The organism is Bradyrhizobium sp. USDA 4506 (assembly GCF_054058795.1).
This window is the reverse complement of sequence record NZ_JBSSBM010000002.1, coordinates 6,125,025-6,151,996: the sequence shown is the minus strand read 5'-3', so window position 1 is coordinate 6,151,996 and position 26,972 is coordinate 6,125,025. Positions and strand designations below refer to the sequence as shown.

29 protein-coding genes and 2 tRNA genes are annotated in these 26,972 nt (G+C 62.8%); 17 read left to right on the top strand and 14 right to left on the bottom strand.

Going from position 1 to position 26,972, the window contains the following annotated elements:
• Nucleotides 1–72 precede the first annotated feature (72 nt).
• Together ACVIHF_RS31235 and ACVIHF_RS31230 are read right to left on the bottom strand one after the other, a co-directional pair.
• Nucleotides 73–816 (bottom strand): outer membrane protein, encoded by a 744-nt coding sequence (locus tag ACVIHF_RS31235; RefSeq protein ID WP_456793050.1) that lies wholly within the window; start codon nucleotides 814–816, stop codon nucleotides 73–75.
• Between the two features lie 349 nt (nucleotides 817–1,165).
• Entirely contained in the window at nucleotides 1,166–1,492 is a 327-nt protein-coding gene (locus ACVIHF_RS31230) for a hypothetical protein (RefSeq protein WP_456793049.1), read from the bottom strand.
• A 99-nt stretch (nucleotides 1,493–1,591) separates the two neighbouring features.
• On the opposite strand from ACVIHF_RS31230, the gene ACVIHF_RS31225 reads away from it, so the two are divergent.
• Both ACVIHF_RS31225 and ACVIHF_RS31220 read left to right on the top strand, forming a co-directional pair.
• Nucleotides 1,592–1,717, top strand: a complete 126-nt coding sequence (locus ACVIHF_RS31225) for a hypothetical protein (protein WP_256527829.1) — start codon at nucleotides 1,592–1,594, stop codon at nucleotides 1,715–1,717.
• A gap of 403 nt (nucleotides 1,718–2,120) precedes the next feature.
• Nucleotides 2,121–3,065: a hypothetical protein gene (locus ACVIHF_RS31220; protein WP_456793048.1), complete on the top strand. Its 945-nt coding sequence runs from the start codon at nucleotides 2,121–2,123 to the stop codon at nucleotides 3,063–3,065.
• 34 nt (nucleotides 3,066–3,099) lie between these two features.
• Here ACVIHF_RS31220 and ACVIHF_RS31215 read toward each other — a convergent pair whose 3' ends face one another.
• Complete coding sequence (locus ACVIHF_RS31215) at nucleotides 3,100–3,909, bottom strand: AbiJ-NTD4 domain-containing protein (protein WP_456793047.1); 810 nt, start codon at nucleotides 3,907–3,909, stop codon at nucleotides 3,100–3,102.
• Nucleotides 3,910–4,400: 491 nt separating this feature from the next.
• Nucleotides 4,401–4,475, bottom strand: a tRNA-Thr gene (locus tag ACVIHF_RS31210).
• A gap of 548 nt (nucleotides 4,476–5,023) precedes the next feature.
• Between ACVIHF_RS31210 and ACVIHF_RS31205 the strand changes: the two genes are divergently transcribed.
• The 4 genes from ACVIHF_RS31205 to ACVIHF_RS31190 all read left to right on the top strand — a co-directional run bounded on the left by ACVIHF_RS31205 (nucleotide 5,024) and on the right by ACVIHF_RS31190 (nucleotide 8,836).
• The gene (locus ACVIHF_RS31205) at nucleotides 5,024–6,721 is read left to right on the top strand and encodes an FAD-dependent oxidoreductase (RefSeq protein WP_456793046.1); all 1,698 of its coding nucleotides are present in this window, start codon (nucleotides 5,024–5,026) and stop codon (nucleotides 6,719–6,721) included.
• Nucleotides 6,722–6,892: 171 nt separating this feature from the next.
• Nucleotides 6,893–7,201: a UBP-type zinc finger domain-containing protein gene (locus tag ACVIHF_RS31200; protein ID WP_456793045.1), complete on the top strand. Its 309-nt coding sequence runs from the start codon at nucleotides 6,893–6,895 to the stop codon at nucleotides 7,199–7,201.
• Nucleotides 7,202–7,378: 177 nt separating this feature from the next.
• Nucleotides 7,379–7,879 carry a hypothetical protein gene (locus tag ACVIHF_RS31195; RefSeq protein ID WP_076830922.1) on the top strand — a complete coding sequence of 167 codons (501 nt, stop codon included), beginning with the start codon at nucleotides 7,379–7,381 and terminating at the stop codon, nucleotides 7,877–7,879.
• A 132-nt stretch (nucleotides 7,880–8,011) separates the two neighbouring features.
• A complete protein-coding gene (locus ACVIHF_RS31190) occupies nucleotides 8,012–8,836 on the top strand; it encodes an alpha/beta fold hydrolase (RefSeq protein ID WP_456793044.1) in 825 nt (274 codons plus the stop codon).
• 153 nt (nucleotides 8,837–8,989) lie between these two features.
• Here ACVIHF_RS31190 and ACVIHF_RS31185 read toward each other — a convergent pair whose 3' ends face one another.
• Both ACVIHF_RS31185 and ACVIHF_RS31180 read right to left on the bottom strand, forming a co-directional pair.
• Complete coding sequence (locus ACVIHF_RS31185) at nucleotides 8,990–10,165, bottom strand: IS481 family transposase (RefSeq protein WP_310883542.1); 1,176 nt, start codon at nucleotides 10,163–10,165, stop codon at nucleotides 8,990–8,992.
• Between the two features lie 290 nt (nucleotides 10,166–10,455).
• Nucleotides 10,456–11,061, bottom strand: a complete 606-nt coding sequence (locus tag ACVIHF_RS31180; protein WP_456778710.1) for a TetR family transcriptional regulator — start codon at nucleotides 11,059–11,061, stop codon at nucleotides 10,456–10,458.
• A 169-nt stretch (nucleotides 11,062–11,230) separates the two neighbouring features.
• Between ACVIHF_RS31180 and ACVIHF_RS31175 the strand changes: the two genes are divergently transcribed.
• The 7 genes from ACVIHF_RS31175 to ACVIHF_RS31145 all read left to right on the top strand — a co-directional run bounded on the left by ACVIHF_RS31175 (nucleotide 11,231) and on the right by ACVIHF_RS31145 (nucleotide 16,773).
• Nucleotides 11,231–12,169 carry an SDR family oxidoreductase gene (locus tag ACVIHF_RS31175; protein ID WP_456793043.1) on the top strand — a complete coding sequence of 313 codons (939 nt, stop codon included), beginning with the start codon at nucleotides 11,231–11,233 and terminating at the stop codon, nucleotides 12,167–12,169.
• A 29-nt stretch (nucleotides 12,170–12,198) separates the two neighbouring features.
• Nucleotides 12,199–12,858: a Rossmann-fold NAD(P)-binding domain-containing protein gene (locus tag ACVIHF_RS31170; RefSeq protein ID WP_310883229.1), complete on the top strand. Its 660-nt coding sequence runs from the start codon at nucleotides 12,199–12,201 to the stop codon at nucleotides 12,856–12,858.
• Nucleotides 12,859–12,941: 83 nt separating this feature from the next.
• Entirely contained in the window at nucleotides 12,942–13,370 is a 429-nt protein-coding gene (locus tag ACVIHF_RS31165; protein ID WP_225648340.1) for a DUF2948 family protein, read from the top strand.
• Nucleotides 13,371–13,568: 198 nt separating this feature from the next.
• Entirely contained in the window at nucleotides 13,569–14,864 is a 1,296-nt protein-coding gene (gene hisD, locus ACVIHF_RS31160; protein ID WP_310883228.1) for a histidinol dehydrogenase, read from the top strand.
• Nucleotides 14,861–15,367, top strand: a complete 507-nt coding sequence (locus ACVIHF_RS31155) for a UPF0262 family protein (protein ID WP_456793042.1) — start codon at nucleotides 14,861–14,863, stop codon at nucleotides 15,365–15,367. Before hisD ends, ACVIHF_RS31155 begins: the two co-directional genes overlap by 4 nt.
• Before the next feature lie 114 nt (nucleotides 15,368–15,481).
• Complete coding sequence (locus tag ACVIHF_RS31150; protein ID WP_141342973.1) at nucleotides 15,482–15,946, top strand: arsenate-mycothiol transferase ArsC; 465 nt, start codon at nucleotides 15,482–15,484, stop codon at nucleotides 15,944–15,946.
• A gap of 197 nt (nucleotides 15,947–16,143) precedes the next feature.
• A complete protein-coding gene (locus ACVIHF_RS31145) occupies nucleotides 16,144–16,773 on the top strand; it encodes a Maf-like protein (RefSeq protein WP_018269043.1) in 630 nt (209 codons plus the stop codon).
• Between the two features lie 332 nt (nucleotides 16,774–17,105).
• Here the strand turns inward: ACVIHF_RS31145 and ACVIHF_RS31140 are convergent, their stop codons facing one another.
• Nucleotides 17,106–18,422: an ISNCY family transposase gene (locus ACVIHF_RS31140; protein ID WP_456793041.1), complete on the bottom strand. Its 1,317-nt coding sequence runs from the start codon at nucleotides 18,420–18,422 to the stop codon at nucleotides 17,106–17,108.
• 357 nt (nucleotides 18,423–18,779) lie between these two features.
• On the opposite strand from ACVIHF_RS31140, the gene yacG reads away from it, so the two are divergent.
• Nucleotides 18,780–18,974, top strand: coding sequence for a DNA gyrase inhibitor YacG (yacG, locus tag ACVIHF_RS31135; RefSeq protein WP_057018155.1), 195 nt, complete (start codon nucleotides 18,780–18,782; stop codon nucleotides 18,972–18,974).
• Between the two features lie 139 nt (nucleotides 18,975–19,113).
• A tRNA-Phe gene (locus ACVIHF_RS31130) sits at nucleotides 19,114–19,189 on the top strand.
• A 349-nt stretch (nucleotides 19,190–19,538) separates the two neighbouring features.
• Here the strand turns inward: ACVIHF_RS31130 and ACVIHF_RS31125 are convergent.
• The 7 genes from ACVIHF_RS31125 to ectA form a co-directional block, all read right to left on the bottom strand.
• On the bottom strand, nucleotides 19,539–20,855 hold the full coding sequence (locus ACVIHF_RS31125) for an MFS transporter (RefSeq protein WP_199805256.1): 1,317 nt from the start codon (nucleotides 20,853–20,855) through the stop codon (nucleotides 19,539–19,541).
• Complete coding sequence (locus ACVIHF_RS31120) at nucleotides 20,852–22,102, bottom strand: MFS transporter (protein ID WP_310882928.1); 1,251 nt, start codon at nucleotides 22,100–22,102, stop codon at nucleotides 20,852–20,854. Before ACVIHF_RS31120 ends, ACVIHF_RS31125 begins: the two co-directional genes overlap by 4 nt.
• Nucleotides 22,103–22,122: 20 nt before the next feature.
• The gene (locus tag ACVIHF_RS31115) at nucleotides 22,123–22,575 is read right to left on the bottom strand and encodes a hypothetical protein (RefSeq protein ID WP_310882927.1); all 453 of its coding nucleotides are present in this window, start codon (nucleotides 22,573–22,575) and stop codon (nucleotides 22,123–22,125) included.
• A complete protein-coding gene (gene thpD / locus ACVIHF_RS31110; RefSeq protein ID WP_456778767.1) occupies nucleotides 22,572–23,450 on the bottom strand; it encodes an ectoine hydroxylase in 879 nt (292 codons plus the stop codon). The genes ACVIHF_RS31115 and thpD overlap by 4 nt, the downstream gene beginning before the upstream one ends.
• Before the next feature lie 65 nt (nucleotides 23,451–23,515).
• Nucleotides 23,516–23,929 (bottom strand): ectoine synthase, encoded by a 414-nt coding sequence (locus tag ACVIHF_RS31105; RefSeq protein WP_253606495.1) that lies wholly within the window; start codon nucleotides 23,927–23,929, stop codon nucleotides 23,516–23,518.
• A gap of 15 nt (nucleotides 23,930–23,944) precedes the next feature.
• Nucleotides 23,945–25,273 carry a diaminobutyrate--2-oxoglutarate transaminase gene (gene ectB, locus ACVIHF_RS31100; RefSeq protein ID WP_310882925.1) on the bottom strand — a complete coding sequence of 443 codons (1,329 nt, stop codon included), beginning with the start codon at nucleotides 25,271–25,273 and terminating at the stop codon, nucleotides 23,945–23,947.
• Between the two features lie 4 nt (nucleotides 25,274–25,277).
• A complete protein-coding gene (ectA, locus tag ACVIHF_RS31095; protein ID WP_225648356.1) occupies nucleotides 25,278–25,823 on the bottom strand; it encodes a diaminobutyrate acetyltransferase in 546 nt (181 codons plus the stop codon).
• 250 nt (nucleotides 25,824–26,073) lie between these two features.
• Here ectA and ACVIHF_RS31090 point away from each other — a divergent pair, with 250 nt between their 5' ends.
• Together ACVIHF_RS31090 and ACVIHF_RS31085 are read left to right on the top strand one after the other, a co-directional pair.
• Complete coding sequence (locus tag ACVIHF_RS31090) at nucleotides 26,074–26,562, top strand: MarR family winged helix-turn-helix transcriptional regulator (RefSeq protein ID WP_057017678.1); 489 nt, start codon at nucleotides 26,074–26,076, stop codon at nucleotides 26,560–26,562.
• Between the two features lie 101 nt (nucleotides 26,563–26,663).
• Nucleotides 26,664–26,969, top strand: a complete 306-nt coding sequence (locus ACVIHF_RS31085) for an SDR family oxidoreductase (RefSeq protein ID WP_253606499.1) — start codon at nucleotides 26,664–26,666, stop codon at nucleotides 26,967–26,969.
• Nucleotides 26,970–26,972 lie beyond the last annotated feature (3 nt).

The window sequence follows — 26,972 nt, the reverse complement described above, 5'->3', positions numbered from 1 at the left end:
TCGATGCACGCGATCGGATGCAAAAAGGCCGGCTTGCGCCGGCCTTTTCCACTGTTGGTTGTGGGCGTGCTCTCAGTAGCGGCCGTAAGCAGGGCCGCCGAGGTTGCCGAGATTGAAGCGGTAGTTGAGGCCCGCCTTCACCGTGTGCTCGTCATTGTGGAAGCTGCCGACCGGCACCAGCGCGCCCGGCGCGGTGAAGCGGCTGTCGCCGAAGTCGTAGTACTGGTACTCGACCTTGGCCGACCAGTTCGGCGCGAACATGTATTCGGCGCCGCCGCCGATGGTCCAGCCGTTGTTGTGGTTGTCGCTGAGCGTGAAGCCGACCGGCGCGCCGCCGAGCGTCACCGTTTCGTTGTTGTCGGAATAGGCATAACCGCCCTTCACATAGATCAGGCCCGGACCCCAGGTGTAGCCGACGCGGCCGGTGATCGAGCCGATGCCGCGCTGGTTGTTGTTGTAGACGTAGCCGCCCGGGAAGATCGCGTTGAGCTGATGGCCGCCGACCCAGGAATACTGGCCTTCGAGGCCGATCACCCACATCGGCGACAGCTGCCAGTCGTAACCGGCCTGCACGCCGCCCATGAAGCGGGCGTCGGAGTCGGACAGCGCGAGGCCGTTGAAATTGTTGTTCTGGGAGAAAACGCCGCCGAGATGGCCGCCGAGATAGAAGCCGGTCCAGTTGTAGAGCGGAGCGGCGTAAACAGGCGCGGGCGCCTTCTGATAGTAGCCACGGTTGAAATCGGCGGCGTTGGCGGTCGCGCCAAAGGCAGCGACGGCCGCCGCGACGGCGGCGGTTGCGAGCAGGAACTTCTTCATGGGGGCAGTCTCCGGACAAGTCATGAGGCGCAGCGTGAATGGCGCCATCCACGGCGATGGGTTAGACCGCATTTGAATAAAATGCAGTCACCGGAACGCTGCGCGGAGCGTTAAGTCGCAGCCTTTGCGGCGAAACGTTTTGTTGTGCCTAACGAACGCTTAAGCCGAAATGAAGCAAGGCTTAACGCGGTGCGCGTGGCGCGCGTTTCCTGTTAACCAAGCCGTCGGCTAGAGCATGATCCGGAAAAGTGCAAACCGGTTTTCCCTCGCGACAAACGCGGAACGCGTTTGCGCGGAGATCATGCTCAAACAAAGAGATTGGATCGTGATGCGATTCTGTGGAATCGCATCACGATCTAGCCAGTCGCTTGCGCACGTCGTCGCGCATCTGCTCGCGGAATGCCTCGCGGCGCGCGGCGCGATCCCTGACCGGAACGTCGTGGCGGTCGAACACGTCGAACTTCTCCAGGATCGGATAGTGCTCGCTCGCCATCGCCAGCACGCGCAGCACGGCGGCGACCTTCGGGGTCGGGCCGCTGACTTCCCATCTGCGCAGCTTCTCGGCGCCGCCGGCGGCCGATAGCCCGCACAGCTTTGCCATGTCAGCCGCCGTCAGCTCGCGGCCCAGCGCCTCGCCGAGATGTTCGCGCAGTTTCTTCAGTTCTGGGCCGGTCACGCTTGGTCCGCTCCGCGATGGCAAAATGTGAAGTGAGTCACATGACGTGCTCGAGGCGCGGGTTATACGCCACGCAGGCGAGTTCTAAAGGAAACCATCATGCACGGCATCATCGAAAGCCTCAGCCCCGAACACGATCAGATCGATTGGAAATGGGTCGGCAGTGTGTTCGCCTTCTACGTCGTGCTGACGATCGGCGGGATGGGTGTGCTGCTGGCGCGTTGATTCCAGCGCACGCGGGCGCACCGCGTGCCTGCGACTGCCATCGTTTGCGAAGATCCTGGTGCTGCCAGACAGGATTGAACTGTCGACCTCTCCATTACCAATGGAGTGCTCTACCGTTGCTAGGTGTATGTCTCGTCACGATTATTTTGGACTTGAGCACTACATCTGCACGGATCTTGCCCCGAATAGGGGAGCGCTCATGAGTTGACTTAATGATCTGAAATCATTGTTATATTTGGCGGCTATTCCACGCTGATTCGGTTAAGCAAATCTTAGAGCGCGCGCCGCCATCCTTGGATTTTGAGAATGGTGAGCACTGCCATTGCGTGTTTCGTTGATATCTGTGCCCCGGATGGATTTGGGGCCCGTTGTCGCCATCCCATCCGATGGAGGGGAATGAACCTTGGTCAGTAGGAAGTTGAAAGAGCCGGTAGAAGAAGCTCTGAACGCCATTAATCAAGCCCTCAAGATAGCTGACGGCGACGAGCGTCGTGAACAAGCAAAGCTCATGCTTGATGTCACCGCTATTTTTACAGAAGCGGGATGGGAAGTTTTGCAACTACCGGCGAAGGGTCGAACAGCGTTTTCGGCTGACTTAATCGTTTCGCGGATCGATCTTGGGCAGGAACGACGGTACGGAATTGAGTGCACTCCTACGATTGACAAAGGGAAGATCGAAGAACATCGCAGGCGTTTTCGGAAGTGGGTGCGCGAGGTGACGTATCCGCGCCAGATGTTCGATGACTATTGGTTGGTTGGATATGAGTACGCCGATGCTGTAAACCGACGTAACCCTGATAACGATAGACACTTTCGAACCTTTGATCTGCGAGAGTTGCGCGCGCTTGTCGCGACGCCACGCAAGAAGGCAATTAAATCGCGCACAAAGATTGGGAAGGCAGTAGAAGCAAACACAAAGGCGATCCAAGTAGCTATTGCCGCGCTAATGCTTCAAATCGAAGGGAAGCTCGTAGTTTTGCGCGATGATCGTCCCAACTCCCTTGAGGCCGTCGCAACGCGAGACGCGCAAATTGCTGAATATGATGCCATGCGCGTTGAGTTGGAGAACATCCGAATAGCGGTTATTGAGTACGTTAAAGGCAAGGGGAAAGAGACGGAGGTTGTAAAGTCGGTTGTGACCTTCAAGCAGGGGTTGCAAAGCTGGTGGTCGAAGCGGCACGATAATATCTGCGATAATGCATCCGCTGGTGGCCTCTTCTTGGGATCGGCAGGTCTGCTTCACCTAATGAACGCCGACTCAACTATTGCACTTGCAATTGCGGGCACAATCATTGGAGGCGAAGCGGTAGTTAAGGCACTAAAGGCGCTCCCAAGGAGGTTGTTTTAAGTCAGGCAGCCTGGCTGCATTGTGTGGAGTGGCCCTAAGTGGAGCGTTGGATACAGAAATTCACGAATGCGCTGCATGCAACGATCATGAATTTTGCTTCTGCCTCATCGAGGTCCTTTGCCTCCAACAAGGAATGGCGGATTCCACCTTCATCGCTAGTGTAACCGTAGAGCTTGCTCATTGCGTCGCGCAACGCGGAATGAATAGGCATCTTCTCGTTTATTGATTTGAGTGCATCCCCTAGCGTCGCCTTGGGATTGCCTGTGATAACACGCGCGACGGACTCGACCGCGCTGATAGATTCTTTGACTGAGTTGCGGTAATCAGGTTGTGGTTTGCGCGAGAATAGCTCGATGGCGGCCCGAATGTGTTCCCTTGCGCCTGAATATTTATTCGATGCCACAGCAGCTTCTGCGACGGCAGCTGTTTCGTTCGGATCGGTGATGGGTACAAGGCGATTATCGACCACCCGGTAGCCGGACTTTTCACGCTCTAGAAAAAATGTAACGCGCTTAACGAAATCCTTGGACTTATAATTTTCAATGAGAAACTCGATGAAGTTGTAGACTTGATACCAAGGCGCCCCGAAGAATATACTCCGCAGCTCTTCAATCGGTGCCTCATGCCCATAGGGAATGGTGTCCGCCGGCACCTTTAGGAAATCGACGTAGATCGTGAATACGTAGGTCTGAAAAACATGATCGTCACTGTAGTGCCGATCAAACTTTCGCAGATACCACTCAATGCAGGCTTGCCAGAGGCCGTTGCGTAGGTCTTTGTCCATCGACTCGACCTGCAATATTGATCTCGGCTGCGTAATGCCGAGGCGATCCGAAAAACTCATTGTGCATCTCAAACTGTTGGTCGGAAATAGCGTCGCTCCGAATTTCTATCTACCATGAGTCGTTTGAGCGGCGCGGTAGCGAATTCCGTTGAGCGTCGGAATTACGGTGACAGTGCACTCAACTAAGACGCTTCTCGCTACCAAAAAGCGCGGCCAGCCAGGCCCAAAGCAACTTGGTTGATCGAAATACTTCGGCGCAGGTCGATTCCTACCAACTCCCGCCAGTGCAGCATCGCATCGGCCGGTACGGTTTCGGCCAATTCGGGAACTGGGATTCCTGCGGCAATTTCGCGGACCCGATTTTCCCGGCATTACCCCGATAGGGTGCCGGCGCTACTTTGCATGGGGTTGTTTTTCGATTTTTGGTTTGGAGAGACCACGCCGGTCTCGACCGATGCTGGCCACCGGACGGCATGCTAAGCCGTGGCTCGCGAGTCCAGTTCTTTGCGCTGGGGCTGCGCCACGGGCAGTCTGAAAGGGGGAATGCTTCCTGGTGCTGCCAGACAGGATTGAACTGTCGACCTCTCCATTACCAATGGAGTGCTCTACCACTGAGCTACGGCAGCATGCCCGGGAAAAATTGAATCGGCCCCGAGGGCCCGTCCAAGCGGGCGGTTCTTGCCACAGGCCTCCCTTTGGCGCAAGCGAAACAGCGCCCTTGTCGCCCTTGAAATCGGCAGAAATCGACCGCCTCGCCGTTGATTCCGGCCAATCTGGCCGATTTCGGCCGGATTGGGTTCCCGATCGCGCCGAAACTATCCCGATCCGCGCTTGCCGCCGAATCATATCGCCGCAACTGGCCGACCGGGCAGGGTGCGCGGGCACCCGCCATTGGCTATGCTCGCCTCGCGCGCAGGGCGGCGGCGGTTCGAGAGTTTTGCAATGACAGGCGATCAGGACAGAGGCGGCGGGCAGGCCGGAGCCGGCGTGAAGGATTCACGACAGGATCGTCTCAAGCTCGCGCTGCGCGAAAACCTGAAGCGGCGGAAATCGCAGGCGCGCGGTCGCGAGGATGTGGCTTCCGAACCAGCCGATGGCTCGCTAGATGACGCCGGCGGAAACGAGCCGCGCCGTTAACCCGGTTCGTGCTGTCATAAGGAAGCGGGTCGCCGAGATGGCTGTAGATGAGACGACGATCGATCGGCTGAGCGCAACCGCCTACGCCTTCCCGCGCCATGAGCAGACCTTTCCGACCCTGACCGCGCACGAGATCGAGCGGATGCGCCGCTTCGGCGAGCCGCGCGCATACCAGGACGGCGAGGCGCTGTTCGAGACCGGCAAGCCCGGGCCGGGCATGTTCGTGGTGCTGTCGGGCAATGTCTCGATCACCCAGCGCGACGGCCTCGGCCATGTCGCGCCGATCATCGACCAGGGACCGGGCCAGTTTCTCGCCGAGATCGGCCAGCTCTCCGGCCGCCCGGCGCTGGTCGACGGCCATGCCGATGGGGTGGTCGAGACGCTGCTGCTGCCGCCCGACCGGCTGCGCGCGCTCTTGGTTGCGGAGGCCGATCTCGGCGAGCGCATCATGCGCGCGCTGATCCTGCGCCGCGTCAGCCTGATCCAGGGCGGCGCCGGCGGGCCGGTGCTGATCGGCCCCGCCTCGGTCGGCAACATGGCGTCGCTGCAGAATTTTTTGGCGCGCAACGGCCAGCCGCACCACCTCCTCGACCCCGCGACCGACAAGGATGCCGCCGACCTCGTCGCGCGCTATTCGCCGACGCGCGCCGAGCTGCCGCTGGTGGTCTGTCCCAACGGCACGGTGCTGCGCAATCCGTCCGAGACCGCGCTTGCGATGGCGCTCGGCATGATCGGCAACAGCGCGCATGAAAAACTCTACGATGTTGCCGTGGTCGGCAGCGGCCCGGCCGGGCTTGCCACCGCGGTCTATGCGGCGTCGGAAGGCCTGTCGGTTGCGGTGTTCGATTCCCGCGCCTTCGGCGGCCAGGCCGGCGCCAGCATGCGCATCGAAAACTATCTGGGCTTTCCGACCGGCATCTCCGGCCAGGCGCTGGCCGGGCGCGCCTTCAACCAGGCGCAGAAATTCGGCGCCGAGATGCTGATCCCGGTCTCGATCAAATCGCTCGACTGCACGAAAGCGTCCGGCGCATTCGTGCTCGACACCGCCTGCGGGCATACGCTGCGCGCGAAATCCGTGGTGGTCGCCAGCGGGGCGCGCTATCGCCGGCCCGAGATCGACAATCTCGATGCGTTTGAAGGCCGCGGCGTCTGGTACTGGGCCTCGCCGATCGAGGCGCGGCTCTGCGCCAACCAGGACGTCGTGCTGGTCGGCGGCGGCAACTCCGCGGGACAGGCGGCGGTGTTCCTGTCGGCGCATGCCCGCAAGGTCAACATGATGATCCGCGGCGGCGGGCTCGGAGCCAGCATGTCGCGCTATTTGATCGAGCGCATCGAGGCGACGCCGAACATCGAATTGATGTTCAACACCGAGGTGATCGGGCTCGACGGCGCGGAGACGCTGCAGCGGGTGCGCTGGCGCAGCCGGCTCGCGCCCGACGAGTTCACCATGGATATCCGTAATCTCTTTTTGTTTGTCGGCGCCGATCCCGCGACCGGCTGGCTCGAGGGCTGCGGCGTGCAGGTCGACCGCGGCGGCTTCGTGATGACCGGCGTGCAGACCGGCGAAGGCGCGCGCGCCGTGCCGCTGCTCGAGACCACGGTGCCCGGCGTGTTCGCGGTCGGCGACGTCCGCTCCGGATCGGTCAAGCGCGTCGGCGGCGCGATCGGCGAGGGCGCGCAGGTCGTCGCCGCGCTGCACGGCTATCTCGCTGACGCGGGCAGTCCGACGCTGTAGCTTTTCCCCCGTCATCCTGAGGAGCCGCGAAGCGGCGTCTCGAAGGATGAATCGGCCACAGTGCGGGCCGTGCATCCTTCGAGGCTCGCTCCGCTCGCACCTCCAGCGACAAAGGCGAAGCTTTGCGCGGGGATAACGGGTTAAAAGAGACGCACAAGTAAGGAAGCCAGAATGACAAAAGGCTGCACCCATATCGCCGACATCCAGGATGTCACGCCGAGCGCGCTCGGCTGCGAGGAATGCCTGAAGAGCGGCAGCCGCTGGCTGCATTTGCGCATCTGCCGCACTTGCGGCCATGTCGGCTGCTGCGACGATTCGCCGAACCGGCATGCGACGGCGCATTTCCACGCCACCGGCCATCCCGTGATCGAGGGCTACGATCCGCCGGAAGGCTGGGGCTGGTGCTATGTCGACGAGGTGCTGTTCGACCTGTCGAAGCGCAAGACACCGCATAACGGACCGATCCCGCGCTATTATTGATTCAGCTTCTTACACGGCGCACGTGCCGCATCGTGTGACATGCGTGCGAAAATTTTCAGCAGTCGCCGGCGCCGGCAATTTTTGATGGGATGTCGGCCGTCCTGCCATCGAAGCATGTAGCAATTTTCCGTCACGCATCGTAACCTCGCACGCGGGTCTCAACGGGGAGTGCGCCACATGACGACATTGGTGCTTGTGCACGTCATTATAAGCCTCATTGCAATCGTCGCCGGCGTGCTCGTGATGTTCGGGCTGCTCGGCTCGCGCGCGATGCCGGGGCTGACCGCGACCTTCCTCGCGCTCACGATCCTGACCAGCGCCACCGGCTTCGTGATCCCGCCTTTGGTGACCGAGAAGCTGTTGCCGTCGCACATCATCGGCGGGCTTTCGCTGGTGCTGCTCGCGATCGCCTGCATTGCGCTCTATGCGATGCAGCTCAAGGGTGTCTGGCGTCCGATCTATATCGTGACCGCGATGGTCTCGCTCTATCTCAACGTCTTCGTGCTGGTCATCCAGAGCTTCCTCAAGGTGCCGGCGTTGCAGGCGCTGGCGCCAGCCGTGCCGCCGAACCCGCCATCCGGGCCGGTCTTTGCCGTGGTGCAGGGCATCGTGCTGGTGTTCTTCGTCCTGGTGACCATCGGTGCCTGGCGCCGGTTCAGGCCGGTCACGTTCGCCTGATCTGACAACACCTCGTCATTCCGGGGCGACGCGCAGCGTCGAACCCGGAATCTCGCAATCTAATCTCTAGATTCCGGGTTCACGCTTCGCGTGCCCCGGAATGACGCATTGGCAACAAGAGGAGCAATTCAAATGCCCACCATCACCACCAAAGACGGCGTCGAGATCTTCTACAAGGATTGGGGCTCGGGCCAGCCGATCGTGTTCAGCCATGGCTGGCCGCTGTCGTCGGACGACTGGGACGCGCAGATGCTGTTCTTCGTGGGGCACGGCTTTCGCGTCGTCGCCCATGACCGCCGCGGCCACGGCCGCTCCGCCCAGGTCGCCGACGGTCATGACATGGATCACTATGCCGACGACCTCGCTTCCGTCACCGCGCATCTCGATCTGAAGAACGCCGTCCATGTCGGCCATTCCACCGGCGGCGGCGAGGTGGTGCACTACATCGCCCGCCACGGCGAGAGCCGGGTGGCGAAGGCGGCGATCCTGAGCGCGGTGCCGCCGTTGATGGTGCAGACGGCGAACAATCCCGGCGGCTTGCCGAAGTCGGTGTTCGACGGACTGCAGGCCCAGCTCGCCGCCAACCGCTCGCAATTCTACCGCGACCTGCCGGCCGGGCCGTTCTATGGCTACAACCGGCCCGGCGCAAAACCGTCGGAAGCCGTGATCCAGAACTGGTGGCGGCAGGGCATGATGGGCGGCGCCAAGGCGCATTACGACGGCATCGTCGCGTTCTCGCAGACCGACTTCACCGAGGATCTGAAGAAGATCAACGTGCCGGTGCTGGTGATGCATGGCGACGACGACCAGATCGTGCCCTACGCCGACTCCGCGCCGCTCTCGGCCAAGCTTCTGAAGAACGGCACGCTGAAGACCTATAAAGGTTTTCCGCACGGCATGCCGACGACGGAGGCCGCGACGATCAACGCCGACCTGCTGGCGTTCATCAAGGGCTGAAGGTGAGAGCGGCTGCGCTCTGCGCCGCGCGTCTCAACATTGCGCAGCCTCAATCCACCTCGCCCGGTGGCTTACTCCTCTCCCCACAAGGGGCAGGGCAATCGCATATGGAATGAACCGATTCTTCCGCGCCGTCATGGCCGGGCTTGTTGTTTAGTCCGGAGACATGGCTGACACCTGTTCGGACACATCACTGACAGGTTGGCCATTGGTCAAGTCGATCGATGCGACCTGCCAGCTGGCGAAGAAGATTCCGTAGTGACCGTCGCGATCCAGCGGCCGGATGGCAAGCTGTTCGCGCGCGAAGGCCTGTGGAACCTTCCAGAAGCGTCCCTTGAAGGAGATGTAGGGTCTCGTCGATGAGACCCTGCGCACGATCTCGCCGCTGTCGTATTCGACGTTCGGGACGCGGGCCGGCATGGCACGGATACTCGGTCGGAAGCGATCGGCGGGAACGTGCATATCGAGGCCCTGGTGGGGACGCTGCAGATTGTAGACCGGCCGCCAGGCATCGAAGGCACGCTGGACTTCCGGGAGGGTGCGGAAGCGGCGCATTGCAAAGACCTCGGCCTTCAGGGTGCGATGGAAGCGTTCGTTCTTGCCGCGGGCCTGCGGGTGGCAAGGCCTGGCATGCACGACCCTGACGCCCAGCTTGAGCAGCCACACCTTCAGTCCGGTCCAGCGAATGCCGGACGTATCGCCCCAGGGTGAGCCGTTGTCGGTGTAGAACGCCTCCGGCAGGCCGTAGCAGCGGAACGTCGTCGTCAGGTGGTCCTGCACGGTGAGACGCTGCTCGTCGGCGCAGGCCTTCAGGCACAGCACATAGCGCGAGTGATCGTCGACGACCGTCAGCGGATGACACCGCGTCCCGTTGGCGAGCGGCAGGTGGCCCTTGAAGTCCATCTGCCACAGCAGATTGGGAGCCTCCTTCTCGAAGCGATGCCCTGGATTTGGCGGTGCATTCTCGCTCGGTTTGACCCGCCCGTTCCGGCACAGGATCCGGTGCACCGTCGACGGCACAGGCACCGTCTGCCCGCTCCGCTTCAGGCAGTGGGCGATCTTGCGTGCTCCCCAAGCCGGATGCTTGTCGCGCACAGCCAGGACCCCTGCCTCGACCGCGGCCTCGCTGCGCTTGGGCATCGCATGCGGGCACCGGGAACGGTCGGCCAGCTCCCGATCGCCGGCCTGCCAGCGCCGCAGCCACTTGTAGCCGACGTCAGGGCTGATGTTGAACCGACGGCAGAGCTCGCGCCGGTTGGCCCCCTCTTGCAAAGCAAGCCGCACAAACTCATGGCGCTGATCCATCACTGACACCTCACTCCAAGGCATGGACGGCCTCCCGAATCGGACCAATCCAGCCAATGTTGATGTGTCAGCTATGTCTCCGAACACCCGTCAGTGATCTGTCCGGGCTAAACACTTGTCCCGGCCATCCACGTCTTCTCTTCGCGTGGAAATGAAGACGTGGATGCCCGGGACAAGCCCGGGCATGACGAGTTTGTGGGAACTCCGATCGCCTCAAACGGCCATATGCGATTGCCCTACCACAAGGGGGAGGAGTCCGAAGCATGTGCTCGCCTTACGGAGACGATGTTTCGGAAGCGCCGTGATCGGCTGGCTCACTCGAAAATCGCGCGGATCGCTGCGAACAGGCGCTTGGCGACCAGGTCCGGCTTCTCGCGGGCGCCATCGTCGGCCCAGAGCTCGCTGCCGACGCGCATCGCGCCGGTCGTGATCATCGCGACCAGCCGGGCTTTCATCCGGTCATTCTTGTGGTTGGCGCGCTTGAGCAACGCGTTGGCGAGTTCGCGCTCAAGCCCTTCATATTTGGCCTGATCGCGCGCCTGCAGCGCTGGATTGTCGCGCTTCAGCCGCGCCAGCGCGACCGCCTCGCGCGGGTCGATCTGCTTGACCATGTCGGCGATGGCGTTCTCGGCGGCCTGCAGCATGGATTCAGTGGCCGGGCGCGCCGCAACGGCTGCGATCAGTGCCGCGGTACCGTCCTCCTGCCAGGCCAGCACCACGTCTTCCTTCGAGGCGAAATAGTGAAAGAAGGTGCGGCGCGAGACGTCGGCGGCGGCGACGATGTCGTCGAGCGTGGTCGCCTCGAAGCCGCGCTCGAGAAACAGCATCATCGCCGCCTTGGTCAGCCGTTCCCGGGTCTCCTGCCGCTTGCGTGCGCGCAGGCCCGCCGCCGGCGGCGCCGGATTCGCTTTGGATTGCACCGACTTGACCGGTCTTTTGATCGATTTCCTGGCCGGTTTTCGCGCGGGCGCCGGACGTTGCAATTTTTCACCCCTTGCAAAAATGCACTTAGTGCACATTTCGTCGGATGCGGCTGGACCCGCAGGAACCCGACGAGAAACCCGAATCGTGTTGCAAGGAGATATAAGCATGACCGGCTGGAGCACTGCAGACATTCCGCGGCAGGGCGGCAGGACCGCCGTGATCACGGGCGCTACCGGCGGACTCGGCTACGAGACCGCGCTGGAACTGGCGCGCGTCGGCGCCAATGTCGTGCTCACCGGCCGCAACGGCGCCAAGGGGCAGGACGCGCTGGCGCGGATCCGCGCGCAGCTTCCCGATGCCGCGGTGACCTATGAAACGCTCGACCTCGCGAACCTCGCATCGGTCGCCGATTTCGCCGGGCGCTTCGCCGCCACGCATACCGCGCTCGATCTCCTGATCAACAATGCCGCGGTGATGTCGCTGCCGAAGCGGCAGGTCACCGCTGACGAGTTCGAGATGCAGTTCGGCACCAACTATCTCGGCCACTATGCGTTGACCGCGCTGCTGTTGCCGCAGCTCCGCCGCGGCCACCAGACCCGCGTCGTCAATCTTTCCAGCCTTGCGCATCGCTCCGGCGTCATCAATTTCGACGATCTGCAGGCCCGCCGTTCCTACGCGCCGTGGCGCGCCTACTGCCAGTCGAAGCTTGCGATGCTGATGTTCGCGCTCGAATTGCAGCGTCGCAGTGCGATCAACGGCTGGGGACTGATGAGCAATGCCGCGCATCCCGGCTACGCGCGCACCGAGCTGATCCCGAACGGTCCCGGCACCGACAGCCTGTCGTGGCGGTTCGGTCGATATTTGCAGCCGATCATGAGCCACTCCGCGGCGGCGGGCGCATTGCCGACGCTGTTTGCGGCGACGTCAGCCGCGGCCCAGCCGGGCGGCTACTACGGCCCCAACGGGTTTTACGAGTTGAAGGGCCCACCTGCGCCGGCGCGCTTCATGCCGCACGCCAGGGACACCGCGGTAGCGCAGCGGCTATGGGATATCTCGGCGGCGCTGACCGGTGTATCGTTTGACCAGGTCGCAACCGCCGCCTGAACGGATCGGGCGACAGCGGGGCAATCGAGATGAAGGTCATCCTGTTCGGCGCGACCGGCATGGTCGGGCAGGGCGTGCTGCGCGAATGCCTGCTCGATCCCGGTGTCGAGCGCGTGCTCGCGGTTGGGCGCAGCCCGACCGGGCAGCGCGACGCCAAGCTTGTCGAGTTGATCCACGACAATTTCGTCGATTACAGCGCGATCGAGCCGCAGCTTGCCGGCTACGACGCCTGCTTCTTCTGCCTCGGCGTCTCCTCGATCGGCATGGACGAGGCACGCTACCGCCATCTCACCTACGACATCACGCTGGCCGCGGCGACGGTGCTGGCGCGGCTCAATCCCGGCATAGTGTTCACCTATGTCACGGGGCGCAGCACCGATTCCACCGAGCGCGGCCCGTTGATGTGGGCCCGGGTGAAGGGCAAGACCGAGAACGATTTGCTCAAGCTGCCGTTCAAGGCCGCCTACATGTTCCGGCCCGCCGGGATCCAGCCGCTGCATGGCGTCCGCTCCAAGACCGGCTGGGTGCAGGCGATCTATCTCGCGACCTCGCCGCTGCTTTCCTTTCTGGTGCGGGTCGCCCCGAGCTACATGACGACGTCGGAACAACTGGGCCGCGCCATGCTGAAGGTCGCCCGCGACGGCTACCCCAGGCCGGTGCTGGAGAGCGAGGACATCAATCGCCTCTGAAGCGCGGTGGCCGGTTCCCTCGATCGGCGATTTCGCTAGGTCTCTTGGTACCTCCCGGGCCGCGAGGCGTTATAACCACCGTCATGTCCCCACCCGCGCCGCTGAAGCTGATTGCCCTCGATGCCGATGACCTCGCGGTCATCTCGACCCATGTGCAGGACGCCCACGTCCAGCCCTCCGACATCGTCTGGCGCCAGGACGAGAAGCGGCTCGTGGTCGGCCTGAACCGGCTGGACTGGGAGCAGACCCTGTCGGGCGGCACCTGCTCGCGCCGGCTGATCGCCGCGCTCAGGTTCGACCGGGTGCTGGCATGCAAGTCGCGCAATATCGACCTGGAGGCCCCGGAAGCCACCCTGGAACTGCTCGGGATCGAGTTCTATGCCTCCGACCCGCCGGGCGGCAGCGCGCTCCTGATGTTCGGCCATGGCGGGGCGCTGCGGCTGGATGTCGAGTGCCTGGAGTGCGAATTGACCGATCTGGGCATCGACGATCTCGGCGTGGCGCCGGGGTGATTGGGCACGTCATTCCGGGGCGGTCCCAACGGGTCAGCGCAAAGCGCGGCCCGATGACAGGCTCCGGACCGAACCCGGAATCTCGAGATTCCGGGTCTGGTCCTTGGGACCATCCCGGAATGACATCCCCCAAGGGTTGACGGCCATTATCCGTCGCGCCATTGAGCAGGGACCCGAATTCCTCCTAAGAAAGCCGTCATGCCCGTTCGCCTGGACCGACAGAGCGCCGATTTCGAGCAGCGATTCCGCGATTTCCTGGCGGCCAAGCGCGAGGTGTCGGCCGACGTCGAGCGCGCCACCCGCACGATCGTCGACGACGTGGCGGCCCGCGGCGACGCGGCGCTGCTCGAGGCGACCAAAAAGTTCGACCGCCTCGATATCGAGGCGGCCGGCCTGCGCATTACCGCAGCCGAGATCGACGCCGCGGTTGCGGCCTGCGACCCCAAGACCGTCGAGGCCCTGAGGTTCGCGCGCGACCGGATCGAGACCTTCCACCGCCGCCAGTTGCCGAAGGACGAGCGCTTCACCGATGCCGCCGGCGTCGAGCTCGGCTGGCGCTGGAGCGCGGTCGATGCGGTCGGGCTCTATGTGCCCGGCGGCACCGCGGCCTATCCGTCCTCGGTGCTGATGAACGCGGTGCCGGCCAAGGTCGCCGGCGTGCCGCGGGTGGTGATGGTGGTTCCGGCGCCGGACGGCAAGCTCAACCCGCTGGTGCTCGCCGCCGCCCATCTCGGCGGCGTGTCGGAAATCTACCGGGTCGGCGGCGCCCAGGCGGTGGCCGCGCTGGCCTACGGCACCGCGACGATCGCGCCGGTCGCCAAGATCGTCGGCCCCGGCAACGCCTATGTCGCCGCGGCAAAGCGGCTGGTGTTCGGCAAGGTCGGCATCGACATGATCGCCGGCCCCTCCGAGGTGCTGGTCATCGCCGACGACACCGGTAATGCCGACTGGATCGCGGCCGATCTCCTGGCGCAGGCCGAGCATGACGTCAGCGCGCAGTCGATCCTGATCACCGACAGTGCACGGCTTGCCGCCGACGTCGAGCGCGCAGTCGAGGCGCAGCTTGCGACGCTGCCGCGCGCCGAGATCGCCCGCACCTCGTGGAACGACTTCGGTGCCGTGATCAAGGTGGCAAAACTCGACGACGCCGTCGAGCTCGCCAATGCGATCGCGGCCGAGCATCTCGAGATCATGACCGCGGATGCCGAGGGCCTGTCGAACAAGGTCCGCAACGCCGGGGCGATCTTCCTCGGGGCCCATACCCCGGAGGCGATCGGCGACTATGTCGGCGGCTCCAACCATGTGCTGCCGACCGCGCGCTCGGCGCGGTTCTCCTCGGGCCTCGGGGTGCTTGACTTCATGAAGCGAACCTCGATCCTGCGGTGCGGGCCGGATCAGCTGCGTGCGCTCGGGCCCGCCGCGATGACGCTCGGCCAGGCCGAGGGTCTCGATGCCCATTCACGTTCCGTCGGATTGCGCCTCAACCTCTCATGAACAAGCCACTAGACGACGAGGATTCCAACAATCGCATCGTCGCGGTGACGCTCGACGAGGAATCGATCGGCCGTTCCGGGCCCGATATCGAGCATGAGCGGGCGATCGCGATCTACGATTTGATCGAGCAGAACCTGTTCGCGCCCGAGGGCGCCGCCGGGCCGGGGCCTTACACCCTGCATATCGCGATCACCGGCAACCGGCTGATGTTCGATATCCGCAAGGAGGACGGCGCGCCGGTGGTCGCACATCTGTTGTCGCTGACCCCGTTCCGCCGCGTCGTGAAGGACTACTTCATGATTTGCGACAGCTACTATCAGGCGATCCGGACCGCGACGCCGGACAAGATCGAGGCGATCGACATGGGCCGCCGCGGCATCCATGACGAGGGCTCGCGCACGCTGCAGGAGCGGCTCAAGGGCAAGGTGCGCGTCGATTTCGAGACCGCGCGGCGGCTGTTCACGCTGATCACTGTGCTGCACTGGAAGGGTGAAGGCGCATGATCCCGAGAAGTGGATACCGGTTTTCGGATCAGATTATGCGCCAATCGAAGTGGCGCATGATCGGTGAAGCGGTGATTGACGGGGGCGTACCCCGATCGAAAAAAGCCTGATCGCATGGAAGCGCCGCGCGCGCGCAACCCCCAGGCCGTGCTGTTCGCATGCGGCCTGAACAGCGTGCGGTCGCCGATGGCCGAAAGCCTGCTGCAGCAGATGTTTCCGCAAGGCCTCTATGTCCGCTCGGCCGGCGTCAAGAAGGGTGAGCTCGACCCGTTCGCCGTCTCGGTGATGGCCGAACTCGGCCAGGACATTTCCAGCCACAAGCCGCAAACCTTCGAGGAGCTCGAGGACTGGGAGGGGCTGAACTTCGATCTCATCATCACGCTGTCGCCGGAGGCGCACCACAGGGCGCTGGATCTCACCCGCACGCTCGCCGCCGATGTCGAATACTGGCCGACGCAGGATCCGACCGGCACCAGCGGCAACCGCGAGCAGAAGCTCGCCGCCTACCGCGAAGTCTGCGACGGCCTGTTGCTGCGCATCCGCCGCCGCTTTGCCAAGGCCGGCGCGGCAAACCTGTGAGGCTCGGCGAGGCGAGGGGACCAGCTTGTTCCGATTCGCAGAACCGCCGCCTGTCGCCAGACTGACAAACAGCTGTGCTTATGGGGCCTGGTCTCCAGGCGGGGCGCGATTCGCGGCCGGTTCCAAGGTTGTGCATCCATGCCCCATCCGATAGGTTCCGCCCGCGTCTGTCCCCCCGATTCAGCCCAAAAGCCCGCATGCTAGGCCGTCCCAAATTCGTTCTTGCTTCCGGTTCGCCGCGACGGCTGGCCCTGCTCAACCAGGCCGGCATCGAGCCCGATGCGCTGCGCCCGGCCGATGTCGACGAGACCCCGCGGCGGGGCGAGTTGCCGCGCGCCTGCGCCAACCGCCTGGCGCGTGCCAAGGCCGACGCGGCGCTGAAATCGGTGCATCTTGACGACGACCTGCGCGGATCCTTCATCATTGCCGCCGACACCGTGGTCGCGGTCGGCCGCCGCATCCTGCCCAAGGCCAATCTGGTCGACGAGGCCGCGCAGTGCCTGCGGCTGCTGTCGGGCCGCAATCACCGCGTCTACACCGCGATCTGCGTGGTGACGCCGCGCGAGGCATTCCGTCAGCGCCTCGTCGAAACGCGCGTACGCTTCAAACGGCTCAGCGAGGACGACATCCAAGCCTATATCGGCTCCGGCGAATGGCGCGGCAAGGCCGGCGGCTACGCGGTGCAGGGCATTGCCGGATCGTTCGTGGTCAAGATGGTCGGCTCCTACACCAATGTGGTCGGCCTGCCGCTCTACGAGACGGTGACCTTGCTCGGCGGCGAGGGCTTTCCGATCCGCCACGGCTGGCTCAACTCCGTCGCGGTGTGAGATATCCACTGAGGTCGTATCGCATCGAAGATGCGATACGGGTGGGCTCTTTCCTCCTGAACGACTCGCGGTGAGACCCTCCACCCCAACTGCTCCACATCGTCATGGCCGGGCTATGGAACGAGGCCGATAGCCGGACGCGATAGCTTGCCGCAGGGGGGCGCTGCCAAAATATCGAAAACAACCCCATGCAAAGGAGCGGGCTTCCAACAGCGCTCGATTGACGGTGTCCGTAGCGGGTGAAGATGTCGTGTTTTTGTAGCTCGTGATCTGTCGCCTTCGTTTCTGATTTGCAGGGGAGCCGGAAGGCGGGGACGGCTTTCCCTGATTGATCATGCCACGGCTGTTGTGGCGGTTTTAGCCCTGTGGGTGAGTTTCTTTGTTCGACTTGAAGCCCGTTTCTCCGTCCCGCCCCGCGCTTTCTCGACGGCGGCGCGCGCAGGAGCGGTCAAGGACGCGCGCTTGCGCGCCCGCCAGGGCTTGTCCTTGACGGCTCCGAGCACGCCGCCAGGCTGAAGCGCGTCGGGGCTGATCTGCTGTCCGTCAGGCGCAAACCTCGCCAATCGATGCGGTCCAAGGAACACGCTGACGGTGCCATCGGGATACTCATGTAGCCGCACCAAGGCCTTGACGAAGTGAGGTCTTAGCCGGCTCTCCGGCAACTGCAGCCGCCGACCGTTCCATGCAACGGTATTGTCGTTGGCGACGGTTCGCTCCTCGATCACGCACAGCGCCTCGCGCCAGGCCTCATGCCGGTCGGCCACGAATGCCGAGCCTTCCTGTTCGGGCTTGATCGCAAACGCGGCGTTGTGCCCGGGGATGTAATGCGCCTTCAGCCACGCGTTGGCAGCCTCAACCGTCGTGATCCCGGCAAGCCGCAGCTCCTTCGGCAGCCGATCCTGCAAGGTGCCGAATACCCGCTCGGAGCGCCCGCGCGCCTGCGGCGAATAGGCTGCGATATGCTCGATCCCAAGATGCGACAAAGCCCGTCCCACCTGGGTTTGTTGCGTCTTCGAGACCTTCTCGCCAGCTTTTGGGGTCAGGAAATAATGGCTGCCGCGGTCGGTGTAGAGCGCGCAGAACAGGCCATGCTCGCCAATCACTTCGCGCAAGGCCTGGAAGGTCGAGGCCGTTCCTTCTTCCTCGACCAGCACCATCGAGTAGATCTCGCTCGTCGCATCGTCCATCGTGACGATCAGGTCCCTCGCGGGCAGGCCTTCGATCCAAACGTGGCGCGATCCGTCCTGGTGCAGCAGCATGCCCCGAAGCGGCCGCCGCGGCCGCTTCTTGCGGTGCGCCGAACGCTTCGGAGCCTTCCGCACCAGCCCTGCCGCGTGCAGCGCCAGCTTCGTCACCGTATAGCCCAGCACATAATCATGCCGCTTTTGCATCTGCTCGTGGAAGTGCTTCACCGTGAAGTCCGCGTACTTGTCCCGGTACAGCGCAAGCATCCGTTCCAGCTCCTCCTCCGGCGCCCGCCGTGGCGAACGACGCCCCAGCCGGCGGTCGACAAGCCCGTCGTCGCCCTCCGCCTCATAGCGCTCCGCCCAGCGTTGAAACGTCCGAACACTGATCCCAAGAACCTCCGAAGCTGCCTCCTGCGTCAGTTCCTTCGCCTCCGTCCGATCCAGCAAATCTGAAAACCGCATCCGTCGTACACCCTCGTGAATGGATGCCGTGCCCATCGTGCCCCCCTTGTTCCGGAGCACCGAAAACACGACACTTCACGAGCTACAAACAGGCGACAGATCACGAGCTACTGACACGTTCGACACGACAACTTGACTCGTCGGGCAAATCAGCGGCATTCTTCCATTATCCAGAAATCGCGGAGACGCCCCTCGCTCCGAGGCTATCGCCCTGCGCTTGCGGGCGAGGTCGCCGTCTCGAGCCACGAGGCCAAGCACCTGCGCGGCCGGCGAAGACGCATATGCGATTGCCCTACCCGCAAGCAGAGGGGGAGCGCAGCGGAACATGCGGCAGATGATGTAAACTCCGGCCCAGCCATGACCGACCAAGCCCGAACGCCCAAGGCCATACCCTCTGCCACCCCGCGCGCCTGCCCGATCTGCGGCAAGCCCGTCGAGCAGGCCTTCCGCCCGTTCTGCTCGGCGCGCTGCCGCGACGTCGACCTCAACCGCTGGCTGACCGGCCGCTATGTCGTCCCGGGCCGCGAGGACGACGCTGAGGACCCGGAATAGCCAAGATTTCCCAACAAGTTGGGGAAAGAGTGCCGGTCGGGCTCGCCGCGCCGAAGCCTTTGGCGAAGGCGGGTGGACACGGCGCTCCGACCTCTCTATAAACCGCCCGCTCGCTCCGGCCTTTCGGCCCCGCGGGTATGCCCAGGTAGCTCAGTTGGTAGAGCATGCGACTGAAAATCGCAGTGTCGGTGGTTCGATCCCGCCCCTGGGCACCACTCCTGAACAGATTTATGAAACCAGGTTTGGGTTGACCCTTTCGGCCGAAAACGGACCGGATGTTGTCATTTGAGCCGACGGTCCTCCGACGCGATGATCGCGTCGACCACGCTTGCGAGATAGGCCTTCCGAGCAGCGACGTCGCCCGACACGAGTTGCTGACGCATCGGGCGGGTGAACCGATCGATAGCGAGCCACAACGGCCCTACCCCGGCTTGCCATCAACGCGGCGATCCGGTTCTTGAGGGATCCGGATCCATCGGTACCATCGATAGCGCCGGTCTCAATGGCCGCATAAAGGCGCTCCAGCCGTTCCTCGGCCTCGGAAGCTTGGCGTGCTAGCTAGGCCTATCGCGCGAAAGGATCTTCATAAAGAGTCCGTCCAGCTGTCTCCGGCATGAAGCGCAGCGCGATCAGCCCAACAACGCATGTAGCCATCATGTAATAGGCCGGCATCAGCTCGTTCCCGGTAACAGAGATAAGGCCGCTGTTGATTGCCGGCGCCGTGCCGCCAAAAATGGATGTCGAAATGTTGTAAGCGCCGGCGAAGCCGGCGAAGCGCACATGGGTGGGAAACATGGCCGGGAAAGTCGCCGAAATGGTCGCGAGTTGCGGTACGTAGAGCAGCCCGAGCAGAATGAAGCCGACACAGGCGCCGACGAGGCCCGTGCCCATGAGCATGTAGAGAGGGGCCACCAGCAGAAACAACCCGATCAGGGAGAAGCTCCACATCGGACGGCGCCCGATTCGGTCCGAGAGCCGGCCAGCAAATGGCAGGAACAGCATCATGAACAGCATGCCGAGGAGCGGCACCGCAAGCGCCTCATCCGGCGACAGGCCGATGCGGCTCTGAAGATAGGTTGGCATGTAGCTGAGCAGCGTATAATTGACGACATTGAGCGCAACCACCAGGCCGCCGACGACGAGCATAGGACGCCGGTGACGTGCCAGAAGGGCGATCAGGCCTGGTGAGGATCGTGCCTGGCTTGCGGTTTCGTGGGCACGGAAGACCGGCGTATCTTCCATTCTCGCGCGCAGATACGCGCCGACGAGGCCCATTGGCGCGGCGACCAGAAACGGAACGCGCCATCCCCAGTCGTGCATCGCCTGATCACCCAGAAAGAGCGAGAAGGATAACATCAGGAATGCGCCCAGCGAGAAGCCGGCCAGCGTTCCGAACTCCAGGAAACTCCCATAAAAGCCGCGTCGGTCATCGGGAGCGTACTCGGCCATGAACGTCGCGGCGCCGCCGTATTCGCCACCGGTCGAAAAGCCCTGTACGATGCGGAGAAGAACGAGCGACAGTGGCGCCCAGAAGCCGACGCTGTTGTAGGGGGGAATAAGCCCGACGCACAGCGTCGCGCCCGACATCAGCAGTATCGTTAGCGCCAACACGGATTTTCGGCCCACCCGGTCTCCCAGCGATCCCCAGAATATCCCGCCTAGCGGCCGTATGAGGAAGGAGATCGCGAACGTGGCCAACGCAAAAAGCACCGCTTCCCCGACGTCGCCGGGAAACAGTGCCGCGGAAATGTACGTCACGCCATACGCATAAATGCCGTAGTCGAACCATTCCGTCGCATTGCCGACGGCAGAGGCGGCAATCGCACGGCGCAACGTGGCGCGATCAGCAGTTGGATCAGGTGCGGAAACGGGGGCATTCACGATTGCTGTTCTCCGATCACCGCTGCGTCGGGCGTATTGGGGTCAAGCAGCGATGCAATCGGCGTCGTGCGTGGAAGAATCTGAAAGTCCTGCTGCTCGGGTGCAGGAACAGGTGGGGTTGCCGTCTGCCGCCACATGCCGAACGCGGCCGCGCCGCCGGCGCAAAGGGCGATGAAAAGGAAAAGCCCGCCGCTGCTCCAGCCTGTCATGAATATCGCTCCACCGATCGGCCCGAGCGCGGCGCCGACGGAATACAGCAGCACCAGCCGTCCACTTGCGGCGATACGTTGTGCGGCGTGCAGACGGTCGTTGCAATGGGCCACGCAGAGTGGATAGAGCGCAAAGCTGAGGCCACCAAACATTGTTCCGAGAATCAGCAGCCACGGGCCGACCGACGAGAGAAAGGAGATGACCAAGCTGATACACAGGGTTGCCGTGAAACTGAGCACGATGACCTGGCGACGATCATAGCGGTCGGAAATGCGTCCGAGCGGCCATTGCAGGATCACGCCGCCAAGAATCACGATCATCATGAAGTGGGCTGTCTGCGATAAATCGAACCCTAGGCGTCGAACCTGCACTGCGGCCAATCCGTAAAATGCCCCTAACATCAAGCCGGTCGTCATTACTCCGACAGCACCGAGGGGAGATGCGGCAAAGAGTGTTCGGGTTCCGAACGCCGCGGCTTCGGCAGGCGGCGGCGCCGAGTTGCGTGTGAGACAAAGTGGAATGATCGCGAGCGAGATTAGCATTGAGGCTAGTTGAAACGGAACAGCAGGCAAATCACCGCTGGCTCCTAGCAGCAACTGTCCCACCGCCTGTCCGCAATATAGTGCAACCATGTAGGCCGCTAGAATGCTGCCGCGCGAGGCCGCGTCAGCGCGTTCGTTTAGCCAGCTCTCGAGACAGACGAAGACGCCGGCGACGCAGAAGCCGTCGATCAGCCGCAGTCCCGACCAGAGCAGAGGATGGATGATTTGCGCGTAGCCGAGCGTGCTCGCGGAGAGAAGCGCAACGAACGCCGCAAAGGCGCGGATATGTCCCACGCGCCGGACGATACGCCCCGAGCGCAGGGCTCCGACGACCAGCCCGGCAAAATAGGCGGTCGCCACCGCGCCGATCACGATCGTGCCCTGTCCCGCCCGCTCGAGCCGCAAACTCAGGAGCGTCGCCATAAACCCGCTTCCCGCCATGAGCATAAAGATGGCGAGCAGCAGGCTACGAACCGGGGAGATTGCCGCAAGCATGACGATTGCGACGCGCGCCGTCAGGCCGCGCGCCGGCCTTCCGCTTCCCCGTCGGCCTCCACCGGGACACGATCCAGAACCCTAGCGCTAGCATCGAAGTGGCAAACGGTCACGACGAACTGAACGTCAGCATTGCGAATCTGATGCCGCGTCGCAATCACGTCGATTCGTGCGTTATCGAGGGCTCGCAGCGCATCGAACACCAAGCCTGGCCAAGCGATGTCGCTGTCGGCCATCGCTTGACGCCATCCGTCCGCGCCGTCATCGGCAACAAAGCGTGCATGGATACCAGGCTCGCAGGTTTTCTTGTGCTCCAGCAGCACGTCAGTCATCCCGGCATAGGCGGAGACGACAAAGGCGCGATTGTAAAGGTCCTCGTCCTTGCGCTCCGCGATCGGAACGTCGTCGAATAGCGTGCCAGTCGCGGCCATCGATGTGCCGCCGATCTTCTCGACACTATGAAAACCGCTCATGCGAGAGCATCCTCCATCAACGGGCCGTGCTGAGGCACGAGAGCTTTCGGGTCGCTGCGCGCGGCAACGAAGCTCGGCCGCGGTTTTTTGACGCCGAATGGCGCCTGCAGCCGGTTGCTCACGGCGTTATAGACGAAGAACGCGTTAGCGCGTGGAAATGGCGTGATGTTGCCGTTCGATCCGTGCATCGTGTTGCAATCGAAGATCACCACCGTGCCCGCCTTACCGGTCGGCGCCACGATGCCGTGGCGGTGCGCCAACTCGGTCAGACTTTGCCGGTCGGGCACGCCATACTCCTGCTTCTTCAGTGACGTGCGATAGTGGTCTTCCGGCGTCGCGCCAATACAGGTCAGGAAGACGCGGTGCGATCCGGGCATCAGCATCAGGGGGCCATTGTCCGGCGTATTTTCCGCCAGCAGGACTGACATGGAGAGTGCTCGCATGCGCGGCATGCCGTCTTCCACGTGCCAAGTCTCGAAGTCGGAGTGCCAGTAGAACTCCTTGCCTTCGAAGCCGGGCTTGTGGTTCAGGCGTGACTGATGGATGTAGACCTTGTCGTTCAGCAGGAACTGAGCGATGCCTGCCAAGCGTGCGTCGGCGGCGAGGCGCCCGATCACTCTACTCTGAGAGTGGATCTCGAAGACCGAACGGATTTCTTGGCTGTCCGGCTCGGCGATGATCGTTTCCGGATTGAGGCCGTTAGGGCTCGATAGCAGTTTCTTTGCCTGCGTCTGCAGGTGGTCGACTTCCTCGGGAGAGAGGACATCCTTGAGCACGAGGAAGCCATCGCGATCGAACTGCTCGGCCTGCTGCCGCGTTAGCGGTGCGCTCTCGCTCCAGTCGCTATGAATAACGGGATCGAGACGCGGAAGCATCTGGGCCTCCGAGGTGAGACGGGATGGGTAAATGTCTGTCAATGCCTTTCCCTCTTTCAGTTGTTTCAGGAGTTAACGGCCGCCTCGCGTGGCGCTTCGACATCAGTCGGATAGGCACCAGTCTCGTCGTGCACTTCCTGGCCGGTGACCGGCGGGTTGAACACGCAGGCCGTCAGGAGGTCGGTGTCCGGGCGAACGATATGCTGGTCGTTCTTGTTGAGTGCGTACATGATGCCCGGTGCGAGCTTGTGCGTTTCGCCGGTCCCGAGGTCTTCGATGGTCCCGGTTCCCTTCAGTATGAAAACCGCCTCGAGATGGTTCTGGTAGTGCATCTTGAGTTCTTCGCCCGCGTACATCGTCGTAATGTGGAAAGAGAAGCCCATGCCGTCGCTCTTGAGCAGAAGGCGGGCACTGTCCCAGCCCTTCGATTTGACGAGACGATCGGTCTTTCGAATGTCGCGGAGTTGACGAACGATCATTGTTCTTTCCCTTCGTTATTCGGCTGCAATGCCGTAGCTGCCGGTCCGCACCGCGCGGACCGACTCCTCGATGATGTCGAGGCCGGCCGAGAGAGCGGCGTCGTCGATAATGAGAGGTGCAAGCACCTTGACGATTTCGTCGTGTGCGCCGCTCGTTTCGATGATGAGTCCGGCGGCAAAACAGGCGCTGGTGATGGCATCGGCAGTTTCACCGGACCCGACGTCGATGCCACGCATCATGCCGCGGCCCCGTGTCGAAAGGCCGAATCCAGAAGCGATGGCATCCAGGCGTCGTGCGAGCAATCGTCCCTTGCGCTGGACGTCCTGCTCGAACTCATCATCCTGCCAGAAGTTCCGCAGAGACGCGGTTGCCGTGATGAAGGCGTGATTGTTGCCCCGGAACGTGCCGTTGTGTTCGCCGGGCAACCATTGATCCAACTCGGGTCGGAACAGTGTCAGCGCGAAGGGAAGCCCCATGCCGGACAGCGATTTTGCCATGGTGACGACGTCGGGCGTAAAACCCATGCCTTCAAAGCTGAAAAACGGACCGGTGCGCCCGCATCCGGCTTGAATATCGTCGACGATAAGGAGTGCGCCGTGGCGTTTTGCGATATCGGCGATTGCACGCAGCCAATCCGGCGATGCGGTGTTGAGACCGCCTTCGCCCTGAACCGTCTCGACTAGAATCGCGGCCGGCGCATCGAGCCCGCTGGAAGGGTCGGACAGCCGCCGTTCCAGTAGCGCGGCGGTGTCGAGATCCGGGCCGTGATAGCCATCGTAAGGCTCGTGGCTGACATGGCTGAGTGGTACGCCCGCGCCGGTGCGCTTGGCGGCATTGCCGGTGCAGGCCAGCGCACCGAGGGTCATGCCGTGGAAACCGTTCGTGAAAGCGATCACCAGTCCACGGCCGGTCACCTTGCGGGCCAGTTTGATGGCGGCCTCGACCGCGTTAGTGCCGGTCGGTCCGGTGAACATGACGCGGTAGTCCAGCCCGCGTGACTTCAGAATCAGCGACTCGAATGTTTCGAGGAACTCCGCCTTGGCGTCGGTATGCAGGTCAAGCCCGTGCGTGATGCCGTCAGTCGAGATGTAGTCGATCAGCGCTTGCTTCAGCGCGGGATGATTGTGTCCGTAATTAAGCGTCGAGCATCCCGACAGGAAGTCCAGATAGCGTCCGCCCTGATTATCATACATCCAGACATTGTCAGCTCGGCTGAACTGGCGCGGCATGGTGCGCGCATAGCTCCGCACGACCGACTCCCGGCGTTCGTAAATGGATCGGTCCGGGATATGGCTGGTCGGCCTGGGTCGTGTATGGCGACCAAGTGTGGTTGTTGTGGTCATGTCGTCAGTTCTCCTGATCTCTGGCTCCGGGCTGTCGGTTTGGCAGGGGGCCAATGCGGGCCAGCCACTCTGTGGCGTGCTTACCGGCGAAATGCGCGTCGCACTCGAACATCACACTGCGGATCAGCGGAGCGCCCCACGCGCGGGCCAGTCCGTTGAACAATGCCCAGGATGGAGCGTTGTCGTCGGTCACTGTGGTGAGGAGATACTTGGCACTTTCGGCGGAAGGGCGATCCAGCAGCGCGTTGATCATGCGCTGAGCAAGGCCTTTGCCGCGCGCCGCCTTCGCGACCGCGACCTGCCAGACGAAGAAGCTGTTCGGTTCCGAAGGCGGGCGATAACCTGAAACCCATCCTAGAATTTGCGCGTGACGTTCCGCAACGAGGCAGGAGTCCGTGAAGTGCGTGCACTGGAGGAGGTTGCAATAGGCGGAATTGGAGTCCAGCGGCGCGCAGGCTGCGACCAGGCGGGTAACCGCGGGGCCGTCAGCGGGCGACGGCTTTCTCAACTGGAACGCTTCGCTGACATCCGGAGCGGCGTCGAAAGCCACTGGCGAGAATCCACCGAAAGCGTCGACCCGACGGCCGGCTATTGTTTCAGATTTCGAATTAATCGCTTCATTCTCCGAAATATATAGCGCTTTACCTTATAGGAAAATAAGTGGCGAAATCTTGAAAATTGGCTTGAGATCTCACATCAAAAGCTTCGTAGATATTTCGTTATACGAATAAAATTTGAAGGGCTGACTTGGAACCGGTTACGATTCGCCTCGGCGCGGCCGTAGCTATAAGAAAAGCCACATGAAATCAGAGATCGCCTCACTGACGCTGCGCGCCCTGCGAAGAGTGCTGCGGGCAACTGAGATCGGCAGTCGCCAGCTGGCCATTGCGACCGGCCTTACGACATCGCAATGGCTCGTGTTGCGAGAGATCGACGCGCGCGAGAAAACCACGCCGGGTGTCATTGCGCAGGCGCTTCAGTTCGGTCAGGCAACGATCACGACGATCGTCGATCGGCTTGTGGCGCTCGATCTAGTGCAGCGCCAGCGTAACGCAAACGACAAGCGCCAGTTCCTTCTGACGGCGACGCCGGCAGGCAGGGACATCGTGGCCAACGCACCCGACTTGCTTCACCTGACGTTTACAGATCGCTTCGTCCAGTTGCCGCAATGGGAGCAAGCCATGATCCTTGCTGCAGTAGAGCGGCTGGCCATGCTGATGGACGCGCACAACATCGATGCCGCGCCATTGCTGGACAGCGGGGCCATCGATCGATCCCAACCCAGATAGGTCGATTGCCTCGACTGCGTGGACGGCTCGACAGAGCCGGATCTTCCCGCGCAGGTCACTTCCCCGGCTGAAGCAATTGCCGGGTGCGGGCGTGAATCTCCGTGGCACCTTCCTCGCTTGTCGAGCTTCTTGCCGCGCGGCAGCGGAGGCGCCATCGTCAATATCGGCTCGTTGGCAGGGCTGGGTGGCATTCCGGTTCCAACGGGTACGGCGCTTCTAGGGCAGCGATCGCGCATCTGACGCGAAATCTTGCCTGCGAGTGGGCCGCGAAAGGCATTCGGGTCAGTTGCGTTGCACCTGGCTATATCGAGGCGCCGATGTCGGCGGAGATGTTCGCCGATTCACGCGTCGAACCGCGGCCGGATCGAGCAGCGATTGCCAATGCGGCGGCTTGGCGCCGCGGATGAAAT

Excerpts from the sequence above, each read along its gene's own strand:
- ACVIHF_RS31235 (WP_456793050.1), bottom strand. The coding sequence starts at position 816 with ATGAAGAAGTTCCTGCTCGCAACCGCCGCCGTCGCGGCGGCCGTCGCT.
- ACVIHF_RS31225 (WP_256527829.1), top strand. The coding sequence starts at position 1,592 with ATGCACGGCATCATCGAAAGCCTCAGCCCCGAACACGATCAGATCGAT.
- ACVIHF_RS31215 (WP_456793047.1), bottom strand. The coding sequence starts at position 3,909 with ATGAGTTTTTCGGATCGCCTCGGCATTACGCAGCCGAGATCAATATTG.
- ACVIHF_RS31205 (WP_456793046.1), top strand. The coding sequence starts at position 5,024 with ATGGCTGTAGATGAGACGACGATCGATCGGCTGAGCGCAACCGCCTAC.
- ACVIHF_RS31200 (WP_456793045.1), top strand. The coding sequence starts at position 6,893 with ATGACAAAAGGCTGCACCCATATCGCCGACATCCAGGATGTCACGCCG.
- ACVIHF_RS31195 (WP_076830922.1), top strand. The coding sequence starts at position 7,379 with ATGACGACATTGGTGCTTGTGCACGTCATTATAAGCCTCATTGCAATC.
- ACVIHF_RS31190 (WP_456793044.1), top strand. The coding sequence starts at position 8,012 with ATGCCCACCATCACCACCAAAGACGGCGTCGAGATCTTCTACAAGGAT.
- ACVIHF_RS31185 (WP_310883542.1), bottom strand. The coding sequence starts at position 10,165 with ATGCCTTGGAGTGAGGTGTCAGTGATGGATCAGCGCCATGAGTTTGTG.
- ACVIHF_RS31175 (WP_456793043.1), top strand. The coding sequence starts at position 11,231 with ATGACCGGCTGGAGCACTGCAGACATTCCGCGGCAGGGCGGCAGGACC.
- ACVIHF_RS31170 (WP_310883229.1), top strand. The coding sequence starts at position 12,199 with ATGAAGGTCATCCTGTTCGGCGCGACCGGCATGGTCGGGCAGGGCGTG.
- ACVIHF_RS31165 (WP_225648340.1), top strand. The coding sequence starts at position 12,942 with ATGTCCCCACCCGCGCCGCTGAAGCTGATTGCCCTCGATGCCGATGAC.
- hisD (WP_310883228.1), top strand. The coding sequence starts at position 13,569 with ATGCCCGTTCGCCTGGACCGACAGAGCGCCGATTTCGAGCAGCGATTC.
- ACVIHF_RS31155 (WP_456793042.1), top strand. The coding sequence starts at position 14,861 with ATGAACAAGCCACTAGACGACGAGGATTCCAACAATCGCATCGTCGCG.
- ACVIHF_RS31150 (WP_141342973.1), top strand. The coding sequence starts at position 15,482 with ATGGAAGCGCCGCGCGCGCGCAACCCCCAGGCCGTGCTGTTCGCATGC.
- ACVIHF_RS31145 (WP_018269043.1), top strand. The coding sequence starts at position 16,144 with ATGCTAGGCCGTCCCAAATTCGTTCTTGCTTCCGGTTCGCCGCGACGG.
- ACVIHF_RS31140 (WP_456793041.1), bottom strand. The coding sequence starts at position 18,422 with ATGCGGTTTTCAGATTTGCTGGATCGGACGGAGGCGAAGGAACTGACG.
- yacG (WP_057018155.1), top strand. The coding sequence starts at position 18,780 with ATGACCGACCAAGCCCGAACGCCCAAGGCCATACCCTCTGCCACCCCG.
- ACVIHF_RS31120 (WP_310882928.1), bottom strand. The coding sequence starts at position 22,102 with ATGCTTGCGGCAATCTCCCCGGTTCGTAGCCTGCTGCTCGCCATCTTT.
- ACVIHF_RS31115 (WP_310882927.1), bottom strand. The coding sequence starts at position 22,575 with ATGAGCGGTTTTCATAGTGTCGAGAAGATCGGCGGCACATCGATGGCC.
- thpD (WP_456778767.1), bottom strand. The coding sequence starts at position 23,450 with ATGCTTCCGCGTCTCGATCCCGTTATTCATAGCGACTGGAGCGAGAGC.
- ACVIHF_RS31105 (WP_253606495.1), bottom strand. The coding sequence starts at position 23,929 with ATGATCGTTCGTCAACTCCGCGACATTCGAAAGACCGATCGTCTCGTC.
- ectB (WP_310882925.1), bottom strand. The coding sequence starts at position 25,273 with ATGACCACAACAACCACACTTGGTCGCCATACACGACCCAGGCCGACC.
- ACVIHF_RS31090 (WP_057017678.1), top strand. The coding sequence starts at position 26,074 with ATGAAATCAGAGATCGCCTCACTGACGCTGCGCGCCCTGCGAAGAGTG.